This window comes from uncultured Agrococcus sp. (genome assembly GCF_945915485.1).
Classification (GTDB): Bacteria; Actinomycetota; Actinomycetes; order Actinomycetales; family Microbacteriaceae; genus Agrococcus.
Window position 1 is genome coordinate 1 of sequence record NZ_CAMEFJ010000015.1, and the last position, 19,400, is coordinate 19,400.

General features: G+C 64.6%; 18 protein-coding genes and 1 pseudogene. 11 read left to right on the plus strand and 8 right to left on the minus strand.

The window, feature by feature from the left end; all coding sequences use genetic code 11:
• Positions 1-2,141, plus strand: a 2,141-nt coding sequence (locus tag Q0O95_RS04510) for a cation-translocating P-type ATPase (RefSeq protein ID WP_293695781.1), incomplete at its 5' end; no start/stop codon positions are given.
• Between the two features lie 192 nt (positions 2,142-2,333).
• Here Q0O95_RS04510 and Q0O95_RS04515 read toward each other — a convergent pair.
• A complete protein-coding gene (locus tag Q0O95_RS04515) occupies positions 2,334-3,704 on the minus strand; it encodes an MFS transporter (protein ID WP_293695783.1) in 1,371 nt (456 codons plus the stop codon).
• Positions 3,705-4,014: 310 nt separating this feature from the next.
• Between Q0O95_RS04515 and Q0O95_RS04520 the strand changes: the two genes are divergently transcribed.
• Genes Q0O95_RS04520 through Q0O95_RS04545 form a run of 6 tightly spaced genes read left to right on the plus strand, consistent with a single transcriptional unit; the run spans position 4,015 to position 10,429 of the window.
• Entirely contained in the window at positions 4,015-5,403 is a 1,389-nt protein-coding gene (locus Q0O95_RS04520) for a fumarylacetoacetate hydrolase family protein (protein ID WP_293695847.1), read from the plus strand.
• Positions 5,400-6,071 carry a GntR family transcriptional regulator gene (locus Q0O95_RS04525; protein WP_293695785.1) on the plus strand — a complete coding sequence of 224 codons (672 nt, stop codon included), beginning with the start codon at positions 5,400-5,402 and terminating at the stop codon, positions 6,069-6,071. The genes Q0O95_RS04520 and Q0O95_RS04525 overlap by 4 nt, the downstream gene beginning before the upstream one ends.
• A 10-nt stretch (positions 6,072-6,081) precedes the next feature.
• On the plus strand, positions 6,082-7,578 hold the full coding sequence (gene hpaE / locus Q0O95_RS04530) for a 5-carboxymethyl-2-hydroxymuconate semialdehyde dehydrogenase (RefSeq protein WP_293695788.1): 1,497 nt from the start codon (positions 6,082-6,084) through the stop codon (positions 7,576-7,578).
• Positions 7,579-7,611: 33 nt separating this feature from the next.
• Positions 7,612-8,775, plus strand: a complete 1,164-nt coding sequence (gene hpaD / locus Q0O95_RS04535) for a 3,4-dihydroxyphenylacetate 2,3-dioxygenase (RefSeq protein ID WP_293695790.1) — start codon at positions 7,612-7,614, stop codon at positions 8,773-8,775.
• A complete protein-coding gene (locus Q0O95_RS04540) occupies positions 8,775-9,599 on the plus strand; it encodes a fumarylacetoacetate hydrolase family protein (RefSeq protein WP_293695792.1) in 825 nt (274 codons plus the stop codon). Before hpaD ends, Q0O95_RS04540 begins: the two co-directional genes overlap by 1 nt.
• Positions 9,596-10,429, plus strand: a complete 834-nt coding sequence (locus Q0O95_RS04545; RefSeq protein WP_293695794.1) for an aldolase/citrate lyase family protein — start codon at positions 9,596-9,598, stop codon at positions 10,427-10,429. The genes Q0O95_RS04540 and Q0O95_RS04545 overlap by 4 nt, the downstream gene beginning before the upstream one ends.
• A gap of 101 nt (positions 10,430-10,530) precedes the next feature.
• Here Q0O95_RS04545 and Q0O95_RS04550 read toward each other — a convergent pair whose 3' ends face one another.
• From Q0O95_RS04550 to Q0O95_RS04580, 7 genes are all read right to left on the minus strand, one after another.
• Positions 10,531-11,436, minus strand: a complete 906-nt coding sequence (locus Q0O95_RS04550) for a VOC family protein (RefSeq protein ID WP_293695796.1) — start codon at positions 11,434-11,436, stop codon at positions 10,531-10,533.
• A gap of 73 nt (positions 11,437-11,509) precedes the next feature.
• On the minus strand, positions 11,510-12,040 hold the full coding sequence (locus Q0O95_RS04555; RefSeq protein ID WP_293695799.1) for an adenine phosphoribosyltransferase: 531 nt from the start codon (positions 12,038-12,040) through the stop codon (positions 11,510-11,512).
• On the minus strand, positions 12,037-13,236 hold the full coding sequence (locus Q0O95_RS04560; protein WP_293695801.1) for a Glu/Leu/Phe/Val dehydrogenase dimerization domain-containing protein: 1,200 nt from the start codon (positions 13,234-13,236) through the stop codon (positions 12,037-12,039). Before Q0O95_RS04560 ends, Q0O95_RS04555 begins: the two co-directional genes overlap by 4 nt.
• A gap of 134 nt (positions 13,237-13,370) precedes the next feature.
• Entirely contained in the window at positions 13,371-13,670 is a 300-nt protein-coding gene (locus Q0O95_RS04565; protein ID WP_293695803.1) for a hypothetical protein, read from the minus strand.
• Positions 13,671-13,932: 262 nt separating this feature from the next.
• Complete coding sequence (locus Q0O95_RS04570; protein WP_293695806.1) at positions 13,933-15,129, minus strand: Dyp-type peroxidase; 1,197 nt, start codon at positions 15,127-15,129, stop codon at positions 13,933-13,935.
• Positions 15,129-15,704, minus strand: coding sequence for a copper chaperone PCu(A)C (locus Q0O95_RS04575; protein WP_293695809.1), 576 nt, complete (start codon positions 15,702-15,704; stop codon positions 15,129-15,131). The genes Q0O95_RS04570 and Q0O95_RS04575 overlap by 1 nt, the downstream gene beginning before the upstream one ends.
• Before the next feature lie 236 nt (positions 15,705-15,940).
• Positions 15,941-16,567, minus strand: a complete 627-nt coding sequence (locus Q0O95_RS04580) for a hypothetical protein (protein WP_293695811.1) — start codon at positions 16,565-16,567, stop codon at positions 15,941-15,943.
• A gap of 302 nt (positions 16,568-16,869) precedes the next feature.
• Here Q0O95_RS04580 and Q0O95_RS04585 point away from each other — a divergent pair, with 302 nt between their 5' ends.
• The 4 genes and pseudogenes from Q0O95_RS04585 to Q0O95_RS04600 form a co-directional block, all read left to right on the plus strand.
• Positions 16,870-17,061 carry a CsbD family protein gene (locus Q0O95_RS04585; RefSeq protein WP_293695814.1) on the plus strand — a complete coding sequence of 64 codons (192 nt, stop codon included), beginning with the start codon at positions 16,870-16,872 and terminating at the stop codon, positions 17,059-17,061.
• Between the two features lie 71 nt (positions 17,062-17,132).
• Complete coding sequence (locus Q0O95_RS04590) at positions 17,133-17,402, plus strand: GlsB/YeaQ/YmgE family stress response membrane protein (protein ID WP_293695817.1); 270 nt, start codon at positions 17,133-17,135, stop codon at positions 17,400-17,402.
• A 163-nt stretch (positions 17,403-17,565) separates the two neighbouring features.
• Positions 17,566-18,681, plus strand: a complete 1,116-nt coding sequence (locus tag Q0O95_RS04595; RefSeq protein ID WP_293695820.1) for a hypothetical protein — start codon at positions 17,566-17,568, stop codon at positions 18,679-18,681.
• Positions 18,682-18,909: 228 nt separating this feature from the next.
• Positions 18,910-19,173 (plus strand): annotated as a pseudogene (locus Q0O95_RS04600) (catalase-peroxidase); the annotation flags it as partial.
• Positions 19,174-19,400: the final 227 nt, after the last annotated feature.

Here is a 19,400-nt window from a genome sequence, read left to right on the forward strand (position 1 = left end):
CGCTGCTGATCGCCGAGGTCGAGAAGACGGGTTACACCGCCGAGCTGCCCCCGTCGAAGGACACGGCTCCCGCCGAGGGCGTGGAAGGCGAATCGAGAGAGGATGCCGAGTTGCGCGTGCTGCGCCAGCGCCTCATCGGTTCCACAGCCCTTGCCGTCCCCGTCATCGCCATGGCGATGGTGCCGGCCTTCCAGTTCGACTACTGGGGCTTCGCATCGCTCGCGCTTGCCGCTCCCGTGGTCGTATGGGCCGGATGGCCCTTCCACAGGGCGGCCTGGATGAATCTGCGGCACGGTGCCGCGACAATGGACACCCTGATCTCGGTCGGCACGACCGCCGCGCTGCTCTGGTCGATCTTCGCGCTCTTCTTCGGCACCGCCGGGGACAGGGGCGTTGTCCACCCGTTCGAGTTCACGATCTCGCGGAGCGACGGCTTCGGCAACATCTACCTCGAGGTGGCCGCGGGAGTCATCACCTTCATTCTGCTGGGCCGCTACTTCGAGAAGCGATCGAAGCGCCGAGCCGGTGCCGCGTTGCGCGCGCTCCTCGAGCTGGGAGCCAAAGAGGTCTCGATCATTCGAGAGGGCAGGGAAGAGCGGATCTCGATCGACGACCTGCACGTCGGCGATGAGTTCGTGGTTCGACCGGGAGAGAAGATCGCAACCGACGGCGTCATCGTCACCGGCACGTCGGCGATCGATGCCTCCATGCTTACCGGCGAATCCGTACCTGTGGAGGTCGCCGAGGGGGACGCCGTCACGGGCGCAACCGTGAACGCCGGTGGACGCCTCGTCGTGCAGGCCAGCCGTGTCGGCTCCGACACTCAGCTCGCGCACATGGCGAAGCTCGTCGAGGATGCGCAGTCGGGGAAGGCCGAGGTTCAGCGCCTCGCTGACCGCGTGTCGGGAGTCTTCGTGCCCATCGCGATCGCGGTGGCCGTCGGAGCGCTGGGCGCTTGGATCGGAGCGGGCTTTCCCCTCGCCGCCGGATTCACGGCCGCGGTCGCAGTGCTCATCATCGCCTGCCCCTGCGCCCTCGGTCTCGCAACCCCGACCGCGCTGCTGGTCGGAACCGGCCGCGGCGCACAGATGGGTGTGCTGATCAAGGGGCCGGAGGTACTGGAATCGACCAAGAAGGTCGACACGATCGTGCTCGACAAGACCGGGACCGTCACGACCGGCAAGATGACCCTCACCGACGTCATTGCAGCCGATGGCGTGGATCGCGCCGAGCTGCTCCGAATCGCGGGCGGGCTCGAGGACTTTTCCGAGCATCCCATCGCGCGGGCCATCGCCGCCGGCGCTACTGCCGAGGTCGGCGACCTGCCGACACCGGAGTCTTTCGAGAACATCGAGGGCAAGGGCGTGCAGGGCGTCGTCGAGGGTCGCGCGGTGCTCGCGGGCCGCGGCTCGCTGCTCGCGGACTGGTCGATTCATCTCGACGGGCGTCTGAAGAGCGCCAAACGGGATGCGGAGCGGCAGGGCAAGACCGCGATCGTCGTCGGCTGGGACGGTAGCGCCAGAGGCGTGCTCGTGGTCTCCGACCAGATCAAGCCGACGAGCGCTCAGGCGATCGCGCAGTTCCGCCAGCTCGGCCTGACCCCGGTGCTACTGACCGGCGACAACCGCACGGTCGCCGAGCAGGTCGCAGCCGAGGTCGGCATCGAGCAGGTCTTCGCAGAGGTGCTGCCGAAGGACAAGGTCGACGTCATCACCAAGCTGCAGAGCGACGGTAGGACCGTTGCCATGGTCGGCGACGGCGTCAACGATGCCCCGGCGCTCGCGCAGGCGGATCTCGGGCTCGCGATGGGCACTGGAACGGATGTCGCGATCGAAGCCGCGGACATCACGCTCGTTCGCGGTGATCTGCGCGCGGCCGCGGATGCGATCCGGCTCGCGAGGAGGACGCTGAGCACCATCAAGACGAACCTCTTCTGGGCCTTCGCGTACAACACCGCAGCGATTCCGTTGGCTGCGCTGGGGCTGTTGAACCCCATGCTCGCCGGCGCGGCCATGGCGCTCTCGAGCGTCTTCGTCGTATCGAACAGCCTGCGCCTCCGCACGTTCAAAGCGAAGGCCGACGACCAGGCTTCGACCCAGGGCGCCGGTTCCGCTCCCCTGCGGGCTCCCGAGCGAGTTTAACCCGAATGCAGTTCAGCCAAGAGCAGTTCGAGACGGTTTTTACGGGTGCAGACGGCATCCAGACCGATAAAAACCGTCTGAACCTCCAGGGCCCCGCTGTTCGACGCGGAGCCGGAGCGCTACGTCAACGCTGCCTGATCCTCTAGGAACAGAAGTGCCCCCTTCCGTAGAAGGGGGCACTTCGTCGTCTGTCTACCGTTGAACCTTCTCGCGGCTCCAGGTCTCCCATTCGCCGTCGACTTCGATCTGGCTCGTCAACGGGATGTCTCGTCGCTCCCGCAATAGCAGCGAGCCGATGATGCCGATAACGACCATGAGCAGCAGGTAGGGAACGATCGCCCACGTGTTGCCGTCGAAAGTATCCATCAGCCACTGCGCGATGAGCGGTGAGAACGCGCCACCGATGACCGCGCCGATGGCGTACGAGATCGAAACGCCCGAGAATCGCACGGATGCCGGGAACACCTCTGCGTACCAGGCGGCCTGCGGCCCGTACGTGAGACCGAGGCCGACCGCCAGCAGACATCCCGCGACACCGATCATGACGGGCCCCTGCTTCACGAGCTCGAAGAGCGGGACGGCCGTGATCGCGAGGATCACATAACCGATCAGATAGGTGTTCCGCCGGCCGATGATGTCGGACAGCCAGCCGCCGAATGCGGTCGCGATGGCCCACATGGCGGCTGCCACCAGGACGGCCATCTGCACGGCGGGCCCGTCGAAACCGAGCCCTGGAACGTCCGCGTCGACCGGACGCGAAGCGTATCCCTGCACGAAACCGCCCGTGATCATGTAGCCCACAGCATTGTTGCCTGCGAACACGAACGCCGCGAATATGACGAAGGGAGCGAAGGCCTTGAAGAGCACTGCGATGGGGGCCGAGGACTTCGCTTTGATGTCCTGCATCTCCGAGAAGACGGGCGACTCTTCAACCGTCCTACGCACCCAGAATCCGACGAAGATGAGCACAATTGAAGAGATGAAGGGCACGCGCCAACCCCATGCGAGCCACTGCTCGTCCGTGGTGACGACCTGCATGAGCGCGAGCACTCCGGATGCCAGCAGCATGCCGAAGGGAACACCCAGCTGCGGGAACTGCCCGAACAACCCGCGACGCCCCTGTGGCGCGTGTTCTACGGCCATCAGAACCGCTCCGCCCCACTCGCCGCCGGCCGAGATGCCCTGCAGGATACGGCAGAGGAGCAACAGGATCGGTGCTGCGATACCGATGGTCTCGTACGTCGGCAGCAGACCGACCGCAACCGTCGCGACGCCCATCAGCAAGAGCGTGATGACGAGCATTGGTCGACGACCGAGTCGGTCACCGAAGTGGCCCGCGAGGAATGCGCCGAGCGGTCGGAAGAGGAACGAGAGCCCGATGGATGCCAGGGCTGCGAGCTGGCCGACCTGCGGGCCCGCCGGCCCGAAGAACAGCTGTTGGAACACCAGGTTGGCGGCGAACGCGTAGATGAAGAAGTCGTACCACTCGACGGTGGTGCCGACGACGGTCGCGGCTACGATCTTGCGCCGTTCTTTCGCCAAGTTCTTCTGCGGATTAGTCACAAGCGACTCCCTTGTCTTCGATTCCCACAGATCGTATACGAAACACCCCGGCTATTCGCAACCCCGAGTTTTCAACCGGCGAGCCGCGGTTGGAACCACCTATGGTGAATCCGAAAATCGCCCGTCATGCAGCGTCAGCGCATCCTCGTGCAGCAAAGAACGTCTTGCCCGATGAATCCAGATCATATACGATATGGCTATGGACAACGCGACGAAGCAGCCTCTCCAGAATCAGCCCGACGCCGGCTCGCCACGAGCAGCACAGCGCGCGTGGACGCTCCTCGGCGAGAAGCCGGGCAAAGTCTTCGCGATGCACATCGGCTACCGCGCCCGTGCAGAACAGAAGGGCCGTACACCGGAGGCTCCCGGCTACTTCCTCAAGCCCAGCACCTCCCTCGCACTCTCCGGCGAGGTCGAGCTGCCCGCCGGTGCCGAAATCCTGGGGTTCGAGGGAGAAATCGCCCTCGTCATCGGCGAGACCTGCCACCGTGTGTCCGAAGCGGAAGCCTGGTCGAAGGTCGGCACCGTCACGGCATCGAACGATCTCGGTGTCTTCGACTTCCGCTGGGCAGACAAAGGAGCCAACGTCCGATCGAAAGGCGGCGACGGCTTCACACCGATCGGCCCCGAGCTGATTCCCGCTGCCGAAATCGATCCGGCCGACATCGAAGTGCGTGCCTGGCACGGCGACGAACTCGTGCAGGCCGATAACTCCGCCACGCTGCTGTTCTCGCTTCCGCAGATCGTCTCCGATCTCTCGCAGTTGATCACGCTGGAACGCGGAGACGTCATCCTGACCGGCACCCCGGCCGGCGCATCCACCTTCTCCCCCGGCGAAACCGTCACCGTCGAGGTGACGGCGAACGGCTTCACAAGCGGCAAGCTCATCACCACTGCCGTGCAGGGAATCGAGCCCGTCGCGGCCTACAGCGCACAGCCCAAAGCGACCCCCGAGCAGTGGGCCGACGCATCCGGCCGGCCCCTCACCGACTTCACCGATTCACGCGCAGCGCTGACACCGGAGCTCAGGCAGCGCCTCGAGAACGTCGCACAGGCGACGCTCTCGAGCCTTCTCCGCAAACGCGGCCTCAACAACGTCACGATCGAGGGCCTGCAGCCGACACAACCTGGGAAGAAAGTCATCGGCACCGCCCGCACGCTGCGGTACATCGCGAATCGCGAAGACCTCTTCAAGAGTCACGGAGGCGGCTACAACGCGCAGAAGCGCCTCTTCGATTCGCTCGAATCCGGCGACGTTCTCGTGATGGAGGCCAGGGGCGAGACGCGCTCCGGCACACTCGGCGATATCCTCGCACTCCGAGCACGCAACCTCGGCGCGGCGGGCATCGTCACCGATGGCGGCGTCCGCGACCTCGAGGAAGTCACCGAGATCGGGGTGCCCACCTTCCACTCCGGCGGGCATCCGGCAGTGCTCGGCAGAGTGCACGTGCCCTGGGACGTAGACCAGACCATCACCTGCGGCGGATGCGCTGTCCAGCCAGGCGACATCATCTACGGCGGGCCAGACGGCGTCATGGTCATCCCTCCCGCGTTGGCTGCCGAACTCGTAGAGGAGGCCGAGCAGCAGGAGGCCGAGGAGACCTTTATCGCGCGCATGGTCGACGAGGGCAACCCCGTCGACGGACTGTTCCCCATGAATGCAGAGTGGCGAGCTCGCTTCGATGCGGAGCGGCAGTGACCGTCGTTGCCGAGTCGAAGTCGCAGCGGGCATACACGCTACTGCACGAGCGCATCCTCTCCGGTGACTACGAACCGGGGCAGCGACTCGTGCTCGAGCGGATCGGCAATGAGCTCGATGTCTCGGTCGTGCCAGTACGCGAGGCGATCCGGCGGCTCGAAGCCGAGGGACTCGTCTCCTTCGAACGCAACGTGGGTGCTCGCGTCGCGGAGATCGACCAGCACGAGTACTTCGAGACCGTGCAGACGCTCTCCGTTGTCGAAGGGGCCGCCATCTCGATCGCAGCACCCACGATCACCGCGGACGACCTCGTAAGAGCTCGCGGATTGAACGCCAAGCTCGAGGATCTGCTGCATGCCGACGGATTCGATCCACGAGCGTTCTCCGACCTCAACGAGCGCTTCCACCGCGTGCTCTCCGATCGCTGCCCCAACAGCCACCTTTCCGACCTCGTGGATCGCGGCTGGAATCGACTCGCGCGGCTCCGCCGCTCGACGTTCGCGTTCGTACCGGAACGAGCCCACGCTTCCATCGCCGAGCACGAGAACATCATCAATCTCATCGCCACGGGCGCAGACGAACGCGAGATCGAACTCGCGGTTCGGGAGCACCGACTGGCGACCCCGTACGCATTTCTTCACAAGAACCAACCAGAAGCAGGACGTTAAGGAGCGCACCATGACCCGTAGACCTCAGGGCATCCCCGAGCTCATTCCCCACTACATCGGCGGCGAACGTGTCGAGTCGATCGACGGTGACACGTTCGACGTTCTCGACCCGGTCAGCAACGAGGCGTACACGAAAGCCGCGAGCGGCAAGAAGGCCGACATCGACGCAGCGGTCGCCGCGGCCAAGCACGCGTTCGAAGAGGGTCCGTGGCCCAAGATGCTCCCGCGTGAGCGTTCGCGCGTGCTGCACCGCATAGCCGACATCGTCGAGGACCGCGGTCAGGCCCTCGCGGAGCTCGAGTGCTTCGACACGGGGCTGCCCATCAAGCAGGCACTCGGACAGGCACGACGTGCTGCCGAGAACTTCCGGTTCTTCGCAGATCTCATCGTCGCGCAGCACGATGACGCCTTCAAGGTGCCGGGGCGTCAGGCGAACTACGTCAACCGCAAGCCGATCGGCGTCGCGGGCCTCATCACTCCGTGGAACACTCCCTTCATGCTCGAGTCATGGAAGCTCGGCCCCGCCATCGCAACCGGCAACACCGTCGTGCTGAAGCCCGCGGAATTCACCCCGCTCTCGGCATCCCTGTGGCCCGGCATCTTCGAAGAAGCGGGCCTGCCGGCCGGTGTCTTCAACATGGTGCACGGCTACGGGGAAGAGGGGTTCGCGGGCGACTCGCTCGTCAAGCACCCGGATGTTCCCCTGATCTCCTTCACGGGAGAATCCGCGACGGGGCAGATCATCTTCGCCAACGCTGCCCCCCACCTCAAGGGCCTCTCGATGGAGCTCGGCGGCAAGAGCCCGGCCATCGTGTTCGAAGACGCCGACCTCGACGCGGCAATCGACGCGACCATCTTCGGCGTGTTCTCCCTGAATGGCGAGCGGTGCACAGCAGGCTCGCGCATCCTCGTCCAGAGGAGCGTCTACGACGAGTTCGTCGAGCGCTACTCGGCGCAAGCGTCCCGCGTGAAGGTCGGGTTGCCGGAGGACGAGTCGACCGAAGTCGGCGCACTCGTGCACCCCGAGCACTTCGAAAAGGTCATGAGCTACGTCGAAATCGGCAAGCGGGAGGCCCGCCTCACCGCCGGTGGCGGCCGCCCCGAGGCGTTCCCGGAGGGCAACTTCGTGCAGCCGACCGTCTTCGCCGACGTCTCTCCCGACGCCAGGATCTTCCAGGAGGAGATTTTCGGCCCCGTCGTCGCCATCACCCCCTTCGACACCGACGAAGAGGCCCTCGAGCTCGCGAACAACACGAAGTACGGTCTTGCCGCATACATCTGGACGAACGATCTCAAGCGATCGCACAACTTCGCCCAGAACGTCGAAGCCGGCATGGTGTGGCTGAACTCGAACAACGTGCGTGACCTCCGCACGCCGTTCGGCGGTGTCAAGGCCTCCGGTCTCGGCCACGAGGGCGGTTACCGCTCGATCGACTTCTACACCGATCAGCAGGCCGTGCACATCAACCTCGGTGAAGTGCACAACCCCGTCTTCGGAAAGAACTAACGACGAAGGTCGCAAGAAAGCAAGGATGCTGCAATGAGCAAGAACGATCGAATCAAGACGTCCTCGGGCTTCTATGTGAGCCAGGAGGCGCCCATCCACAGTGACAATCCGGTGCCGACGCCGTCGGCGCCCGCACCCGACATTCTGCGATGCGCGTACATGGAGCTCGTCGTCGCCGATCTGCAACGCTCACGCGCTTTCTACGTTGACGTTCTCGGCCTCACCGTCACCGCTGAAGACGAGGAAGCGATCTACCTGCGCTCGATCGAGGAGTTCATTCACCACAACCTCGTGCTGCGCAAGGGGCCAGTTGCCGCTGTCGCTGCATTCTCCTACCGCGTGCGTAGCCCCGAGGAACTCGATAAGGCGGTCGCCTTCTACGAGGAACTCGGCTGCGATGTCCGCAGGAACCCCGACGGATTCGTGCAGGGCATCGGCGACTCGGTTCGTGTCGTCGATCCGCTCGGATTCCCCTACGAGTTCTTCTACGACGTCGAACACGTCGAGCGTCTCGCTTGGCGCTACGACCTGTATACCCCCGGCGCACTCGTGCGCCTGGATCACTTCAACCAGGTCACCCCCGATGTTCCTCGCGCCGTCAAGCACTACCAGGACCTCGGATTCCGAGTGACGGAGGACATCCAGGACGACGCCGGCACCGTATACGCAGCGTGGATGCGCCGCAAGCCGACCGTGCACGACACGGCCGCGACGGGAGGCGATGGCCCACGAATGCACCACGTGGCGTTCTCGACGCACGAGAAGCACAACATCCTCGCGATCTGCGACAAGCTCGGTGCTCTGCGCATGTCTGACCACATCGAGCGCGGGCCGGGTCGTCACGGCGTCTCGAACGCGTTCTATCTCTACATCACCGACCCCGACGGTCACCGCGTCGAGATCTACACGCAGGACTACTACACGGGCGACCCCGACAATCCCGTTATCACCTGGGATGTGCACGACAACCAGCGTCGCGACTGGTGGGGCAACCCCGTCGTACCCTCCTGGTATACGGACGCATCGCTCGTGCTCGACCTCGACGGCAATCCTCAGCCCGTTGTAGCCCGCACCGACGACTCGGAGATGGCCGTGACGATCGGCGCCGACGGCTTCTCGTACACCCGCGAGGGTGACGAGGACGGCTCGTACAGAGGTGAAGCCGCGAAGGGCTTCAAACTCGGGAATCAGCTCTGATGGCCGATTTCAAGTCAAGCGTTCCGAAGACAGGTCGAGTGCTGACCGACGAGCAGACGGTGCAGATCGCCGACGAACTCTCGGAGGCAACGGCCTCCCGTTCCACGATTCCGCTCGTGAGCCCGCGATTTCCCGGCATGACGGTCGAGGACTCCTACGCGATCCAGGGGCTCTGGCGTCAGCGCCGTGAGGATGCCGGGGGCCGGGTCGTCGGCTTCAAGATCGGCTTGACGAGTCACGCGATGCAGGAGGCGACGGGCATCGATGAGCCCGACTACGGCGTCATCTTCGCCGACCAGCTCGTTCGTTCGGGCGAGAGCGTCGAGCACGCGCGCTGGTCGAACGTCCGGGTCGAGGTGGAACTCGCGTTCATCCTGAAGGACCGCCTCGAGGGCACGAACGTGACAGCAGAGGACGTTCTCGCAGCGACCGAAGTCGTCGTGCCGGCGCTCGAGATCCTCGACTCGCACATCGAACTGAGCGGCAGGACGATCGTCGACACCATCGCCGACAACGCGGCACTCGGCGCCGTCGTCATCGGCGACCGAGAGGCGGCTCCCCGTGAGCACGACCTCGCCTGGATCGGCGCGACCTGCGCCGTGAACGGTGAGATCATCGAGACCGGAGTATCCGCCGGCGTCCTCGGGCATCCCGCAGAGAGTGCAGCCTGGCTCGCGAATCGATTCGGGCAGCACGGTCAGGCGATAGAGGCCGGTTCGCTCCTGCTGGCGGGGTCGTTCACCAGGCCCGTCTGGGTCAGCCCCGGTGACACGGTCCACGCCGAATATCAGCACTTCGGCGCAGTCGAGGTGACGTTCGAATGAAGCTCTCACCGGTCTTCCGCGACGTTCTTACCGAGACGGATGGCCCGCTCGTCGGCCTCTGGACCGCCTCGGGATCTCCATGCGCAGCGGAGATCGTCGCCGGCTCCGGCGCCGACCTGCTGCTCGTCGACGGCGAACACGGCCCGATCGGCATCGATAGCGTCGTACCGATTCTGCAGGCGGTCGCACCGTATGCGGTGACGCCGATCGTGCGGCTGCCGTGGAACGACCACGTGTTGATCAAGCAGTTCCTCGACGCGGGCGCGCAGAACGTGCTCGTACCTATGGTCTCCAATGCTGAGGAAGCGGAGTCCGCGGTGCGCGCTGTGCGATACCCGGGTGCCGCAGGCGAACGCGAAGGGACCCGCGGCATCGGTTCCGCGCTCGCTCGCTCTGCGCGGTGGGGCCGGGTTCCCGGCTACGTCAACAGTGCGGACCGCTTCGTTTCGCTCACGGTCCAGATCGAGACGGTCGAAGGGGCGCGCAATGCGGCCGAGATCGCTGCTGTCGACGGGGTCGACGCACTCTTCGTAGGGCCGGCCGACCTCGCGGGCTCGATGGGGCATCCCGGTAACCCTGCGCACCCTGACGTCGTCGCTGCCGTCGACGGGGTGATCGATGCTGTCAACGCTGCTGGAAAGCCCGTCGGCGTGAACGCGTTCAACCCGGCTGACGCCGATCGTGTGATCGCGCGCGGGGCGAAGTTCGCGTTCGTTTCAGCCGATGTCACGCTCATGGTGCAGGGGTCGGATGCCGCAGTTGCGTCCTTCCGCGAGCGCCACGGCGCTGAGGTGCTCGGCGATACCCGTGGCCCATCCGACACCTACTGATTCCCATTTCAGCCCGCCAACTTCTCGGTCGCCTGACGATGGCGATGCGCATTTGCGGCGTGTCGTCGCCCAGCGACCGAGAAGTTGACGTGTGATGAGGCCTAGCGGCTGAGCACGGTGTCGACATCGGCACCGCGAACCGAGACGGTCACCTGGGTGTTCCACGGGTCACGGAGACGCACGAATGACGTTTCATCCGCGAACTGGAAGCCGCCGTCCCGCAGCCGCGTGGTCAGCGCATCGAGGTCCTCCCGGCCGGGTACCGTGATCGCTACGTCGCCGAGACCCAGCGTCGCCGCGCGCGGCCCCACTCCCCCGCTGTTCCACGTGTTCATCGCGACGTGATGGTGGTAGCCGCCTGCGGACGCGAACAGCGCCCCCGGATAAGCCGAGACGGTAGTTTCGAAACCGAGCGTATCGACGTAGAAACTCCGTGCCGTTTCGACGTCGCCGACCTGCAGGTGCACGTGGCCGATTGTCCCATCGCCCTGCGCAACGCTTGCGACGGCGTCCTCCGTCAGATGCTTGCGCAGATACTCGTTCGGGTCGAGGTAGATGGTGTCCATTGCGACTCGGTTGCCCGTCCAGTCCCACTGTTCGCGCGGCCGATCCCAGTACAGTTCTATGCCGTTGCCCTCGGGGTCGGTGAAGTAGAAGGCCTCCGACACGAGGTGGTCGCTCGAGCCCGTGAATCGGCTGCGCGGCTCCTGTGCCGCTTGGTACACGGTCGCCGCCAGTTCCTCCTGCGTCTCGAAGAGGAACGCGGTGTGGAACAGCCCGGCCTGACGAGGGTCGACGGCGGGAACACCCGGTGTGTGCACGAGTTTCAGCAGCGGCGTGGTGCCGCGCCCGAGAACGCGGTGCAAGGAGCGGTCGCGCGTCCGCTCCTCGAGCGGTTGCAGCGCAAGGGCTTTCGCGTAGTAGTCGGACATGGTTTCCAGGTCGCCGACATGAAGCGTCACGGCATCCATTGCGGTCGCAGCGTGTAGCAGGCGCTCGCTCGTCATCTCAATCTCCTCGTGATCAATGTCTTTCAAATTTAAACAACAAGGAGTTCGCGGGAGGTATTCCCGCTGACGATTACGCAGTGAATACCGAGTGCACGGGTACTTCGTTCGGCAATCGCGCTCGCCCGCCCAACTCCGGCAGCTCCAACAGCACTGCGATGCCGACGGGCTCGAGCCCTACGCGGCGCACGAGCGCCGTGGCAGCATCCAGCGTTCCGCCCGTAGCAAGTACGTCATCAAGCAGCAGCACGCTCGAGCCCTCTTCCACGTCGGCCTGCACTTCTATCGTCGCGGTGTCGTACTCGAGCGCGTAGTCCTCGCTCGCGGCCGGTCTCGGCAGCTTCCCCGATTTGCGTACCGGCAGAATGCCAACGCCACTGATGGCAGCGGCGACGCCGGCAAGCAGAAAACCGCGAGCCTCCACGCCCGCGACAACATCGAATTCGCCGGCGAATGGCTCCAGCATGGCCGAAACGCTCGCCCGCAGGCTCGCGCCGTCCGCGATGAGCGGCGCGACGTCGCGGAACACGACGCCGGGCTGCGGGTAGTCCGGGATCGCTCGGATGCGCGATTCCGCGGCTGCGAGTGCGTCGCTGTTGCTCATGACACCAGCGTACGCTCGCGGTCCTCGAGCACTGCCAACCGTTCTGCCGAGAGTTGCTGCGCGGCGCTCCGCAGCGTGGTGCTCTGCTGATCGGCGAGCGTGAATATCTCGCGTGTGAGTTCGCCGAGTCGCTGCTCTACGAGCGCTCTGGACTCCCGCCAGCTGCCGTCGACATCGCCGAACAGCAGCCACCACCACCAGGCGTTCGTTCCGGAGTTCGCTACGAAGTCGGGCACGACGCGGATGCCGCGTTCGGCAAGGCTCGCCTCCGCGGAAGCCGTCACGGGCAAGTTCGCGGCCTCAACGACGAAGTCGGCCAACACCGCGCCCTGGTTCTCATCTGTGATCGTGCCCGAGATCGCGGCGGGAACGAGCACGTCGCACTCGGTTGCCAACCAGGCATCACCCGGTAACTGCTCGACGCGATCGGCGAGCTGCGTCCTGTCGATCGAGCCGAAACGATCGCGAGCGCCGAGCATCGCGTCGACGTCAAGTCCCTCTGCGTCGAAGACCATGCCGTCGGCATCGACGATGCCGACAACGCGTACACCGGCTTCTGCGAGAAAGCGCGCTGTCGCACCTCCCATCGAACCGAACCCCTGCACGATCGCCGTCGTCTCGGCAGCCCGTCGACCACTGCATTCCAGTGCGGTGAGTGCGGAGACGGCGACACCGAGCCCGCCGACCAGTTCGTCCTGCGCGACACCGTCGACGACGACCTCGAACGCCTCTGCGATGCGTCGGTCGGCTTCTTCCGGGTCGGGAAGCAACGCCCTCACCGGCGTGATCATGCTGCCCCAGCCGCGCCGTTCGAAGATCTCGTCGAGCACGTCCTGCTGCACACCGAGATCTTCGCCGGCTGCCCAATACGTGCGGAGGATCGGCCCGAGGCTGTCGAGGAAGCGCTCGAGTACGCCGGGGGCATCCGGTGAACGCGAATCGAAGTCGATGCCGCCCTTTGCGCCGCCGACAGGAACATAGCGCAGCTCGTTACTGAGATGGATGGCTTCCTTCTTCGTCATGGCGTCAGCCAACCCGCGCACTTCCTCGAGCGTGCATCCCTTGCGCATTCGCAGTCCGCCGCTCGCGACGCCGCGCAGCAATCGATCGATGACGACGTAGCCGACAGCGTCGGTGTGATCGTCATGCCACGTAACCTCGAGAAAGGCCGGTCGGTCTGCGACTGCTGTTGGCATCGTCTCTCCATCTAGTTCTGTACGAAGTTCGAGATCGTTTGGGTCGGCTCAGCACGGGGTTACCGCGGGCGCGCAGCAGCGAGCATCCTACGGGGAGACAGGGGCCTCCCGAAGCGGGGATATCGGCTCGATGATCAGCGGGAAGCTTCTGCGAACTCGTCGAGATCGACCGTCGTGTCGACCTGATTCGTCTTTCGCCAACGGCGTATGTACTCGATGTTGCGCTCCCGCTGCTCGCTCTTGAGGCCGAACGAGAACCAGGCGATCATCCCGATGGGCCCGGTCGCCAGCAACACGAGGAGCCACGTGAGCTTCGCGTACATGCCGTACAGCGAGCTGACCGCCTGCACGAGCGCCGTGACCAGCAGCACTGCGAAGACGGTCGCAGCGATAACGAGCATGATGATGACGAGCGTGTCGGCGTATGCACCCATGCTTCCATCCTATAGGTGCGGCAAGACCGCGAGTTCCTACGAGAACGCGGCGGCGCTCCGTGTGCTCGACAAGCCAGGACGTGCTGCAGCCGACTCCTGCAGGACCTTCGGGACTCGAGCCGAGACTCCCGGGCCGGGTCCGAGTTGCGCTGCTCCGGAAGCAGCACGGTGCGCTGAACCGCTCCCCGGGTGCTGGGAAGCGGCTCAGCCACCGAACCTGTGCCACGCGTGCCCCGCAGCCGGGCACCCGTGAAGAGCTCGCCTACTCCAGCAGCGTCTCCCCTACGTACCCTCCTTCCTGACAGCCGGGTGGAATCGCGAAGACCGACGAGCCGATGGGTGTCGTCCAGAGATTGAGGAGATCGAGTTCCTCGAGCCTGCGCTGCAGCGGCACGAACTGCGCGTCGACGTCGGCCTGGAACGACATGAACAGCTGACCGCTGTTCTCATCTCCACCGCCCTCAGGGGGATCGTCGTAGTTGTACCCGCGCCGGAAGATGCGCTCTCGCGGGTCGTCGCTGCGAGCCCTCCGAGCGTGCGCGTACGGCGGAATGACGGGCCGCCCTCCCGCGTCCGTCGCCGATAGATCCAAGGCGTCGTGCTCTTCTTCGCCCGTCAATGGTGCTCCGTTATCGAGCCGTCTGCCGACCGACAGCTCTCGGTCACTGCGACCGACGTGATCCCAGGTGTCGAGATCCATACGGATGCGCCGCAGCACGAGTGACGTTCCGCCGGCGAGCCAGCCGTCGTTCGACCACACGACGTAGTCGAAGTCATCCGTCCCCGGCACCGTATTCCCCGTGCCGTCGACCTGACCGAACAGATTTCTCATGGTCACGCCCGGTTTGAAGGTGCCGTGACTGTGACGGAATCCGCGCTGCTGCCAACGCGGAGCTGCAAACCCGCGGGTGTCCTTGACGATCATGCGCACGGCGTGCGCGGCGGTCGTCGGATCATCGCTCGCGACCTGCACGAAGAAGTCACCGTGCGAATACTCCTCTTGCAGCGCATCGATCCTGAAGCTCGGAAGCGGCGCGAGCCATGCCGGCGCGCTTCCTTCAGCCCGCGTGACGAATTCGGGCCCGAATCCGAACGTGATCGTGAGACGTGCGGGATGCAGAGCGAGTTCCGGCTCCGAGTCCGCGAGCGCCGGGATGCCCTGCGTCAGTCGCGCCGCATCGTCGGTGAGGATGCTCATCATGCGCCGCAGCGCCGCTTTGTCGGTCTCTTCGCGAAGGTCGAACGCGAGGAGCGTCGCGTATGCCTGCGCGTCGGTCGCGATACCGGCTTGGTGAGCGCCGAAGAACGGCTCCACCGTCTCTCCGTGCGGCGCTTCCGCCGCACTTTGCGCTGCGAGCACGGCGCGGTCCGCGCCGATCCCGATCGCCACTCCCGCCGTGGCGGCGGCAGCCCCTCCCAGGAGGAACTGCCGCCGACTCGGAGAACCCGACTCAGCCATTAATGGTCACCGCTGTCGTCGTGGTCATGATCGTCACCGTGCTCATCGCTGTCGTGATCGCCACCGTGCTCATCGTGTTCGTCCCCGTACGGCTCATTACCACCGGGGAAGTCCTTGACCGTCGCTTCGATCGTGAGCGGCTCACCTTCGTCGAAGTGCACGGTGACCGTGACCGTGTCTCCCGCGAGCAACTCGTCGTGCAACCCCATGAACATGAAGTGGTCGCCTCCTGGCTCGAGTACGAGGGTCTCGCCGGCCGGGATCGTGAAGCCTCCCTCGATCTCCTGCATGATCATGTTGCCGCTGTCGTCCTCGACCATCTCGTGCATTTCGACGGTGTCCGCGACTTCGGTTTCGATGCTGTCGATGAGCAGATCCGAGCCCGTCGTGTTCTCGATTTCGCCGAACATGGCGGTCATGTCGCCCGCTTCGGATCTCACCCACGGGTCTGTGACCGTCAGTTCCTCTTCGGCGGTTGCCGAGCATCCGGCCAGCGCGAATCCGCCGAGCGCGAGCCCTGTGACGCTGATCGCCATCAACTTGTTGATGCGTGTGTTCTTGATGTTCTTCTGCATGTTTTCGCTTTCGTTCGTCGCCTACGCGACCGTTTCGGATGCGGTGCATCCGTGATTCCATACCCGTACGATGCGCTGCTGACAGCACGATCGCAGCGGAATGACCTACTCGCCCTAGCGAGCGGCCCTGAACGGCGTCGGCTAGCGCACCCGCGTGCGAGGCATGCCGACGAATGAAGATGAGACCGCGCTGCCGGCAGCGTCGCATTGAACGGCTGAACTACCGACGGGGGCCCTTACGCGATCGAGCGAGGCGGACCTCGGTAGGCGTGCACGGGCAGGAGTTCCTTCGCAGCAGGCTCGCGAGGCTGCTCCGTGACGATCGGGATGCTCAGAGCATCCGGTTTCTCCGGCACGGGAACGAGTACGAGAGCGGCGCGCGCGAAACCCATGACCCTTCTGCCGATGCGGAGTATCGCCCTGAGCGCGACTTCACCGTAGAAGAGCCCCGCCACCGTGACGGCGGCGGCAAGGGCGTGAGCCAGCATCATCGCCGGGCTGTCTGCGAACAGGAAGTGCGAGTGATCGTGCACCGCACCACTTCCCTGCGCAACGGTCTCGGCCGCGATGGGTGCCCCGTGATGCGCGTGCCCACTCTGGATTGTCAACGTAGCCGTTCCGAACATGAAGAGCGCGTGAAAGAGCAGCTGGCTGACGACGACGGATGCGCTGAGGCCCAGCAGCGAAAGCTTGCGTCCGGCGAGGAGCGTACACACGGGCAGCGCTATCGCGAGCGGAACGATGATGCCGAGCGCGCCCGGCACATCCGCTCCGGCGGCGATGTGCGACATGAGAGCGACGAACGTCGCGAACGAGGCAGTTATCGCCCCTCGCAGTGCTCTCAGGTGTCGGTGCTCCATCATCACCTTCATTATCCATCGAAAACCGCCCTGCCGCGAGGAGAAGAGGCGGTTCCACGGAGGCCGAAAGAGTGCGCTTCCCGGAGACCCGCAGAGTATAACGCAGTCACGGTCAATTGGTAACCACCCGGCAACACGATGATTCCCTTGCTACGTTCGGGGGCATCAGGGCGGCTGGACCACTTCAGCGGCCCCGTGATGAACACGCAAACCGATCGGAGGCAAGGAGCGCCGGAGGCGAATTTCGCGCAACAACGGCACCGGGGCCCGGTCGATTTCGGATGTGAAGGACAAGGAGCAGGGAAATGAGTGCAGAGGACAAGGCTTCCGCAAACATGGACAAATTGAAGGGCAAGGCGAAGGAAGCGACCGGGAAGGTAACCGGCGACGACCAAAAAACTGCAGAGGGCAAGGTCGACCAAGCGAAGGGCGACGCTAAGCAGGCGTTCGAGAAAACGAAGGACGCCGCGAAGAACGTCTTCGATAACGACCGCTGAATTACGGAACCCTGCGTGAGCTCGCACGAAAGGAACGACGAGCCGACGCAGGGAGGAGAGGGAGTGCGACCATGGGATTTCTAGGTTTTCTACTGCTCGGGTTGATCGCGGGTGCGATCGCCAAGCTGATTCTGCCCGGCAGACAGGGAGGAGGCTGGATCGCCACACTGATCCTGGGCGTTGTCGGTGCCATCGTTGGTGGATGGCTCGGGAGTCTCCTGTTCGACGCCCCCTTGGAGGAGTTCTTCTCCGTGCAAACGTGGCTCGTCGCGATCGGCGGCTCGCTGATTGTGCTGATCGTGTACGGCCTCATCGTCGGGCGCAAACCCAAGGACGCATAGACGCCCGAAGAGCGTCGTATCCGTGAACGCTGTTCGCGCAGCCGGTACAGGATGCGCGAACAGCGTTTCGGTTCCTTCGGGTTTGCATCCCGGTGCCGTGACCTGCCCTCATCGGTGATCCTCGCTCGCTTCGCTCTCACCTCGACGGTTACGGAGGTCACGCATGGACGAACACACCAGAGACTCGGAGAACTCGGGGGCGCGGGCCCCGGATGACCGTGCACACGGCCTGGACGTGCTGCTTGTCGCCGAGCCCGGGCTCCCCTCGCGCCGGTCTGCCCAAGTACGAGAAACGCTGAAACACGAACTGCAGGAGCTTCTCGATACTCCCGTGCGGATACACGCTCGTACCGAGCCGATTCGGATCGACCCCGATGACACGCCTGACTTCAATGCGGCGGAGCAGGTTTCCCAAGAGTACGAACGCGTCGACTCGACCATCCTGATCACCGAGATCCCGAGGTACGCGGGCAGCAGCCCGCTGGTCGCGCAAGTGTTCCCCTCCCGGCGTACCGGTGTGGTTTCCAACCCGACGTTGGGAGCGCTTGCGCCGAAGAGGCGCTTGGTGAAGGTCGTCGTCGACTGCGTACTGCGAATCCGCTCTGTCTCCGAAGAATCGAAAACGAAGAGCAGAGTGCGGTGGGCCAAGTGGGCAGGAGCGGAGGATGCCGGAAACAGCCGCCTCCTGGCTCACCGGATCGGAGGCGGCGTGCGCACTGTCTTCGGCATGATCGCCTCGAACGAGCCGTTGCGCATTGCACCAAAACTCTCGACAGCGCTCGCCGTCGCCGCCGCGACCGGAGCCTTCGGCATCTTCTACCATTCGATCTGGCAGATGTCGGCTGCCCTGAGCACGTTTCGGATGGCCGTTATCGGCGTGCTCGCGATCACCGCCATGGTGACCTGGCTGATGGTCGGGAATCGCCTCTGGGACCGACCGCGACGTAAGCGCTACGCATCGATCATCATGCTCTACAACATGTCCACCGTGCTGACACTGGTGTTGTGCATGATCGCGCTGTACTTCTCACTCGCCGTCATCATCCTCGTGACGTCGCTCATCGTCATCGACCCCGGCTTCATGAGCGAGATTCTCGGCAGCGAAGCGACGTTCGCCAACTATCTCGATGTTGCGTGGCTGAGCGCCGCACTCGGCTCGGTAGCGGGTGCTCTGGGATCGAGCTTCGACGCCGATACGAACGTGAAGGAGCTGACCCACGGCCAACGCGAACGGCAGCGGATGTACTCTGCCGACCGCACCGAGGACGGTGACTCGTAGGCGTTTGCGCGGCACGTCGCGCAATTCACGGCGCGGATGTGCACCCCTCCCGAAAGAAGCAGCGCCCTTCCCCCGAACACCCTCCGTGTCACGCACTGGACCCCGAAGAACAGCGGCGGCTCCGACCTGGTGCCGGAAGCCGACTTCCAGGGCCGGCGCGAACCCCGCATGCTCACAACCGACATCTCGCTGCGCGAGGGCCCGATCTACCGCGAGATCTCCCTCCGCTTCTTCGTCAATCTGCTCGATCTGGACACCACATGGGCACCGCTCGATGAGCGCTCCACCCTGTTCCAGGCAACGAGCGACAAGACCGGTGAAGACACGTGGACGGGCACGCGTGCCGACCTCGTCTTCGGGTCAAACTCAGAGTTGCGCGTACTCGCGAAGGTTTACGCGAGCGACGACGCCGCCGCCGCCGAGAAGTTCGTGCACGATTTCGTCCGCGCTTGGACAAAGGTGACGAACCTCGATCGGTTCGACGCGAGCTGATTCACGCCCTCACGCAGGTGCCCCGGTTTTTCGACCAGGGGCACCTGCGTGTTACCAAATCGTTATCTCCGCCGCTGCACCGCGTTGGGCGATACCGGAGGGTTCGCTTGCCCGGGATATCAACGGTCCCTCAAGGCCTTGCGCAAAGCTCCAAGTTGAACCTTCAACGAGAGCTTGAATCAAGTAACCGTTCTTTCATTCCGAACTCATAGTTTCGACCATAGGCT